This window comes from Pseudophaeobacter sp., assembly GCF_039971195.1.
Classification (GTDB): Bacteria; Pseudomonadota; Alphaproteobacteria; order Rhodobacterales; family Rhodobacteraceae; genus Pseudophaeobacter.
The window spans coordinates 1-5715 of the sequence record NZ_JBDWPJ010000186.1 but is presented as its reverse complement, the minus strand read 5'-3'; the positions used below and the strand labels follow the sequence as shown (position 1 = coordinate 5715).

4 protein-coding genes and 1 pseudogene are annotated in these 5715 nt (G+C 62.4%); all 5 read right to left on the bottom strand.

Annotation, left to right across the window (positions count from 1 at the left end; translation table 11 throughout):
* Positions 1–2919, bottom strand: a 2919-nt coding sequence (gene addB, locus ABJP42_RS16140; protein WP_348342158.1) for a double-strand break repair protein AddB, incomplete at its 3' end; no start/stop codon positions are given.
* A complete protein-coding gene (locus tag ABJP42_RS16135; RefSeq protein ID WP_348342156.1) occupies positions 2909–3604 on the bottom strand; it encodes a nucleotidyltransferase family protein in 696 nt (231 codons plus the stop codon). The genes addB and ABJP42_RS16135, both read right to left, overlap by 11 nt.
* Positions 3601–4611 (bottom strand): aminoglycoside phosphotransferase family protein, encoded by a 1011-nt coding sequence (locus ABJP42_RS16130; protein ID WP_348342154.1) that lies wholly within the window; start codon positions 4609–4611, stop codon positions 3601–3603. The genes ABJP42_RS16135 and ABJP42_RS16130 overlap by 4 nt, the downstream gene beginning before the upstream one ends.
* Positions 4598–5164: a tRNA (adenosine(37)-N6)-threonylcarbamoyltransferase complex ATPase subunit type 1 TsaE gene (gene tsaE, locus ABJP42_RS16125; protein ID WP_348342152.1), complete on the bottom strand. Its 567-nt coding sequence runs from the start codon at positions 5162–5164 to the stop codon at positions 4598–4600. Before tsaE ends, ABJP42_RS16130 begins: the two co-directional genes overlap by 14 nt.
* A gap of 110 nt (positions 5165–5274) precedes the next feature.
* A pseudogene (locus ABJP42_RS16120) lies at positions 5275–5715 on the bottom strand (PAS-domain containing protein); the annotation flags it as partial.

The window sequence follows — 5715 nt, the reverse complement described above, 5'->3', positions numbered from 1 at the left end:
GCTGCGGTCCCATTCGCCAAACCGGGCCAGGTGGTCGTAATCGCCGGCCATGTCATCGCGGTGCACCATGCGGCGGCTGGAATAGCCCTGATCCTGTTCAAAATAGGCGCCAATCAATTGCTTCAGCTCCTCCCAGATCTTGGCTGGGGGCTGATCCTGCAGTGGTGCGGGCACTTCCTTGAGGCTGCTGCCCAGACCGATAAAGGCGGCGCGGGCGACCTCGGCGGGGCCGATGTCCTTAAAGGCACCTTCTTCGGCCATGGCAGCCTCGATCAGTAGTTGCTTTTCAAACTTCTTTTGCTGCGCTTCCGAGGGTGGCGCGCCGGTTTTGTAATCATAGAGATGCAGAAACCCGCGTTCATCCTGATCAATCCGGTCAGCGCGGCAGGCGATGGTGAAATCCAAAGGTTCCAGCCGGGCCTCGCCCATGGCTTCCAGTTTGAGCGGCATGCCTCGGCACTGGCGCGACTGTTCGGCCTGGATGAATTCGCCAGCAAGGCGTTGAATACGGCTGAGCCACAAGAGCCGCGCCACTGGCCAGGGCACATCGCGTTCCAACAGATTGCGGGCGGTTTCAACCAGATGATCAGCGGTCAGGCGGCTGGGGTCTTCCAGGCTGTCACGGATGAAGTCCTCAAAGATTTCATGCACCACGGTGCCACGCAGCAGCGCATCGGGTTCCTGCACCAGCGCATTCAGCGGCCGCAATCGCAGCACATGTTTGGCGTATATCGCGTAAGGATCGCGGATCAGGCGCGGGATCTCGGTGATGGTCAATCGGCGCGGACGGCTGGCGACAGGTGGGCGTGGCGAGGGGCGCGGTGCTGGTGGCAGTTCTGTGGGCTCTTCCAGGGCCTCGGCCCAGGCGAGCCAGTCCTGCCCTCGGGTTTTCATTGCCTCCAGCGCTGCCCTGCCGCCCTGATCGGGCAAACCGGACAGCAGATTGGTCAGGCGATTGAGCCAGCGCGAAGACACCGTATCGGCCTCGTCCGAGCGGGCGGCGCGGGTCAGCCAGACCTCAGGCGCGGCCACAGCCTGTTGGAAATCATGCGCCGAAAGCCCAATGCGGCGCTCCGGCAGTAAAAGCCCGGCCTGATGGCGCAGTTGCCGGTTAAGCCAGGGATCGGGCTTGGCGGCTTCGGGCCAGCTGCCCTCGTTCAGGCCGCCTAGGATCACCAGATCAGCGCCCTGCACGCGTGCCTCCAGCGTGCCCCAGATCATGATAGAGCCATAGGGGGTATCGCGGTCGCGCACCTCTCCCTGGGACAGCAGGGCGGACAGCAGATCAGCAAAATCACGGGCCGACATCGCACCACCATAAGAGGCTTCGGCCTCGAGGTTTTCAAAGGCTTTCAGGGCTTCCTGACCGGCCTTTTTGTCCCAAAGCGTGCCGCTTTCACCCGCTGCAAAAACCTGACTGCCAGCGGCGATGGCCTCGGCACGGCAGCGCAGCAGCGCCACCCATTCCGTCAGATGCAGCGGAGTGGTTACCTCGCGATCTGCAAAGTTCTGTGCCAGCCAATCGACCCAGCCGGAGATCAGATCCCGTTTGGCGTCAAAGGCTTCAAAGCTTGTCGCATCCGGGAAAGGTGGGCCATTGCGGCGCAGGTCCAGTTCAAAATCGCGGGTGTGGCGCAGGTGTTCGCCACGGGCAGCCTCTGCGCCATCATGGGTCAGCGGATGTTTCAGCAGGGTGAGCAGCGCATCCGCCGTCAGAGGTTTGCAAAACAGCTCTGCCACATGGCGCAGGAACCGCCCCGGAGGCGTCAATTGCAGCGGCAGGCCGGCGGAATCATCGGGCAGGATGCCCCAGCGATCCAGCGCCGCCGAAACCAGTCGGGTGAGCATCCGATCCGGTGAGATCAGCGCAGCGGTTTTGCCCTCTTCGGCGGCCTGACGCAGGCGCAGGGCGATGGCCAGCGCCTCGGCGCGGGGATTGGGTGCTTCGACCAGGGTGATATCGGCGCAGGCCAGATCCAGATCGGTCAGCTCTGGCCCTTCGCTCATCCAGGCATGAGTGACGGGTGCGGGGCGCAGCGCCAATGACACCAGCCGGTTGCGGGCCGGCGAGGCGGGTTGATCCGGGGTCCAGCGCTGTACATCCGCAGGCATGCAATCAAGATCAGTGATCAGTTTGGCAAAACGGTACTGCGGGTGATCCTCTGCGGTCAGCGCGTCCTGTAGATGGTCCCAGACCTCTGGCGGCTGTTCAAAATCATAGCCCGGCAAAACCACGGCACCCTGCGGCAGGCGGGCGATGGCCTGCATCAGCAACAGGGTAGTGCCGCGAGACCCGGTGGAGCCGGCCAGGATCACCGGGTGCTGTGGCGGGTTAAGCTGCCAGCTGTCGATCAGGTTCAACACCACCTGCCGTTGCCGCGCCTCAGCATCCATGGCGCCGTCATGGCTGTCGATGAAGGTATCCGCGATGCCGATGAACTGCTGCGCCCGCGCCCAATGGCCGGACATGTCCGAAATATCAAGCGCGCGGATCACATCGGTGCTGACGCCTTCGCCCTGCATCTCATCAATGAGCGCCGCCAGACTGTCGGAGAGATCATAGAGCGAAGAGCGGGCCGCCAGATCCGGCTGCGCATCCAAAAGCTTGGCAATCAGTTGCGAAAGTTCCAACCGACGACGCAGCGGTGGCAGCGCCGGGGGCAGGCCTTGCAGGCTGGCCTCCTGCGCCAGATCGGTGAGCAGCCGCATCCGGGGCAAAAGCAGCGCCGGTCCTTCCTCGAACAGGGCGCGACAGCGGCGCATCATCCGCGCGGTATTGAGGATCACCTCGACCCGCGCCAGATCTTCGGGCGGCAGGGAGCTACTGCGTTGGATCAGCCCTTGGGCCAGGGCGCGGGGGAAATCAACGCCATTGGGAACGGCAAAGATACGTGGGCCGTCCTGGGCTTCAAACAACATCATTGGCAATCAGATCCTCGGCAATCTTGATGCCTTCGGGGTGGCCGACATCGCACCAGTACCCGGGATATTCCACCGCAAACAGGCGATTGTACCTGGCCATCTGGTTCCACAGGATATTGAGCGAGAAGACCTCCTCCGGGATATCCTGCAATCCGTCGGTTTTGAGGATCTGCACCCCGCCATAGACCAGATCACCACCCCGGCTGATCCTCCCCTGGGCGTCACAGGAGAAATCACCACCGCCACTGCGGCCGCGACAGCGCGTGATCGGGATGCAGACCAGCAGGGCATCCATGCGCGCCGGATCCCAGGCTGCCAAAGCGGTTTGAAACGGGTTCTCCCCCTTCCAGATCACATCGGTATTGGCGGTGAAAACCGGTTCCCTGCCCAGCAGCGGCAGCGCCTGGCGCAGCCCGCCACCGGTATCCAGAACTTTTGGTTGCTCATGGCTCAGTTGCACGCCCTGCGGCAACAGATGCTGTTCCAGCCGCTGCGGCAAGTAGTGCAGATTGGCGACGATCTGCGCGGGCTTCAGCGCCTGCGCCAATGCCAGGGTATGATCGATCAGAGGCCGGCCCGCGACCTCGATCATCGGTTTGGGGCAGCTCTGCGTCAGGGCCTTCATGCGGGAGCCAAAGCCGGCCGCAAAGAGCATCACATTGGGCGTGTTTGTCAGGTTCATCGGCGCAGCTTTGCCAGGTTTTCAGGTGTTGACGCGGGCAGTTCCTTGAGCAGCCATTCTGCCAATTGCGCCAGGGCAGGATGCTCCAACCCCCGCACCACATGGGCCCAGACCCGTGGTACCAGATCAAGGTATTGTGGCTTGCCCCGCTCCTGCGCCAACCGGGCAAAGATGCCGAGAATACGCAGGTTCCGCTGCACACCGATCACCGCATAGGCGGTGCGAAATCCGGAGGCATCCAGCCCAGAACCCTGCAGGTAGCGGTCGATCATCCTGGCCTCGATGGCGGCGGGCACATCCCGGCGGGCATCCTGCAGCAAAGAGACCAGATCATAGGCGGGATGGCCGGTGCGGGCGTCCTGAAAATCAATCACTCCGATCTGGGCCAACCCCTCGCGCTCAGGCAGGTACATCAGGTTTTGCACGTGAAAATCGCGATGCACAAAAACCGCCTCGCCTTTGATCGTCTGGCGCAGGATGTCTTCGAACTGGTTCTCGAACCGGGGCAGCAAGCCGGAGTTTGAAGTGCCGAGGATACCATCGCGGTAGCAGGTGATCACCAGACTGGACATTTCTGCCATGAGCCGGGGGCCAAGCGGTTCCAGCGCTACGGTCAGGTTTGAGGCGGGCGTCTTGTGCAGATGCACCAGCAGATCTGTCGCCAGCGCATAGAGGGCGTCTTCCTGACCGGGGTCGGCCTTGAGGATCTCATAGAACCGCTGGTCGCCCAGATCTTCGGTCAGCAAGAGGCCCTGGTCAGGGTCTTCGGCGACGATGATTGGCGCGCTGACGTCTTGGCTGCGCAGGAAATTGGCGATGCGCACAAAGGGGCGGATGGTCTCGCCGGTTTCCGGCGGCGCATCCATCAGGATGAGCGAGCGCCCATCGGAGTTTGTCAGCCGCTCATAACGGCGCGCCGAGGCATCGCCAGCAACGGCTGTACGGGACCAGTCACCGCGGCCGGTGCGCTGCAAAAAACCGGAGATCTGGGTTTCACGATTTGTCATCTAGGGTCTCGCTGGTCTTTGGAATGGGGGGCATCCCGACAAGGGAGGCCAGGCGGCCTTGCCATTTGGCATCGCTCCAGCTCAGGGTTAGCTGGCGTTGGTCTTCGTGGCCCATGGCCGGGTCCAGCGACAGCGCCAGATGCAGCGCGTGCGGGGGGGTCAGCTCTGCCAGACGATCCGGCCATTCGATCAGGCAAATGGCCTCATCAAAGGCCTCGGTCAGTCCCAGTTCTTCGATCTCTTCCAGGGAAGACAGTCGGTAGAGATCTGCATGCCAGAGCTCGGCCTCGGCGACATCATAGCATTGCACCAGGGTGAAGGTGGGCGAGGGCACGTCCTCTGGGGGATGCATCAGCGATTGGATCAAGCTGCGGGCAAAATGAGTTTTGCCGGCCCCAATCGGCCCGTCCAGCAATAGGCAGTCACCGGGCTGTAGCTGTTTGGCGATCTGTTCTGCCAGCTCTGTTGTGGCCTCGGGAGAGGGGAGCTGCAGGGAAATCGCACGCGTAGAAGCGGGACTGTCAGAGGGGGCAAAATCAGGCTGTTCGGTCATCCCTGCACAATGCCTTTGGCAGGCAGGGGCTGCAAGCGCGAAGGGCGCGATCAACCTACATTGATCGCGCCCCTTTCAAATCAGGAAACCTTGCTGAAAGGCTCAGGGTGTCAGGCCTGGCCGCCCTGGTCTGTGATGGCGAATTTCTGTTGATCCAGCGGCGGCAGGCCGGGTTCTGGCGCCTGAAAGCTGACCATGGTGGCACCGTTCTGGATTGCAGTCACTTTGCAGACCAGCGGTGTGCCGTCGCGCAGTTGCACCTGCGACCACCACGGCGTGCGCCCATCGCTGCCAGCCACAAAGTCGCGGATCTCCCCCCAGACGGGGGTGGCGCTGCAGGTATCCTGCCAGACGCGGGCCGCATCCATGATCGACACTTTGGCAAAACTGGCCTCGGGATCCATCTTCCACAGGCTGTGATAGGTCTCATTCGAGAAGGTCATGGTGCCGTCATTGGCAAAGACAGCGATGGCTTCGCCCATTTGGTCCATGATCGACTGGCCCATTTCCAGCTCGGACCGGAACTGACGTGTCAGGGTGACTTCGGCGGT

Excerpts from the sequence above, each read along its gene's own strand:
- ABJP42_RS16130 (WP_348342154.1), bottom strand. The coding sequence starts at position 4,611 with ATGACAAATCGTGAAACCCAGATCTCCGGTTTTTTGCAGCGCACCGGC.
- tsaE (WP_348342152.1), bottom strand. The coding sequence starts at position 5,164 with ATGACCGAACAGCCTGATTTTGCCCCCTCTGACAGTCCCGCTTCTACG.
- ABJP42_RS16135 (WP_348342156.1), bottom strand. The coding sequence starts at position 3,604 with ATGAACCTGACAAACACGCCCAATGTGATGCTCTTTGCGGCCGGCTTT.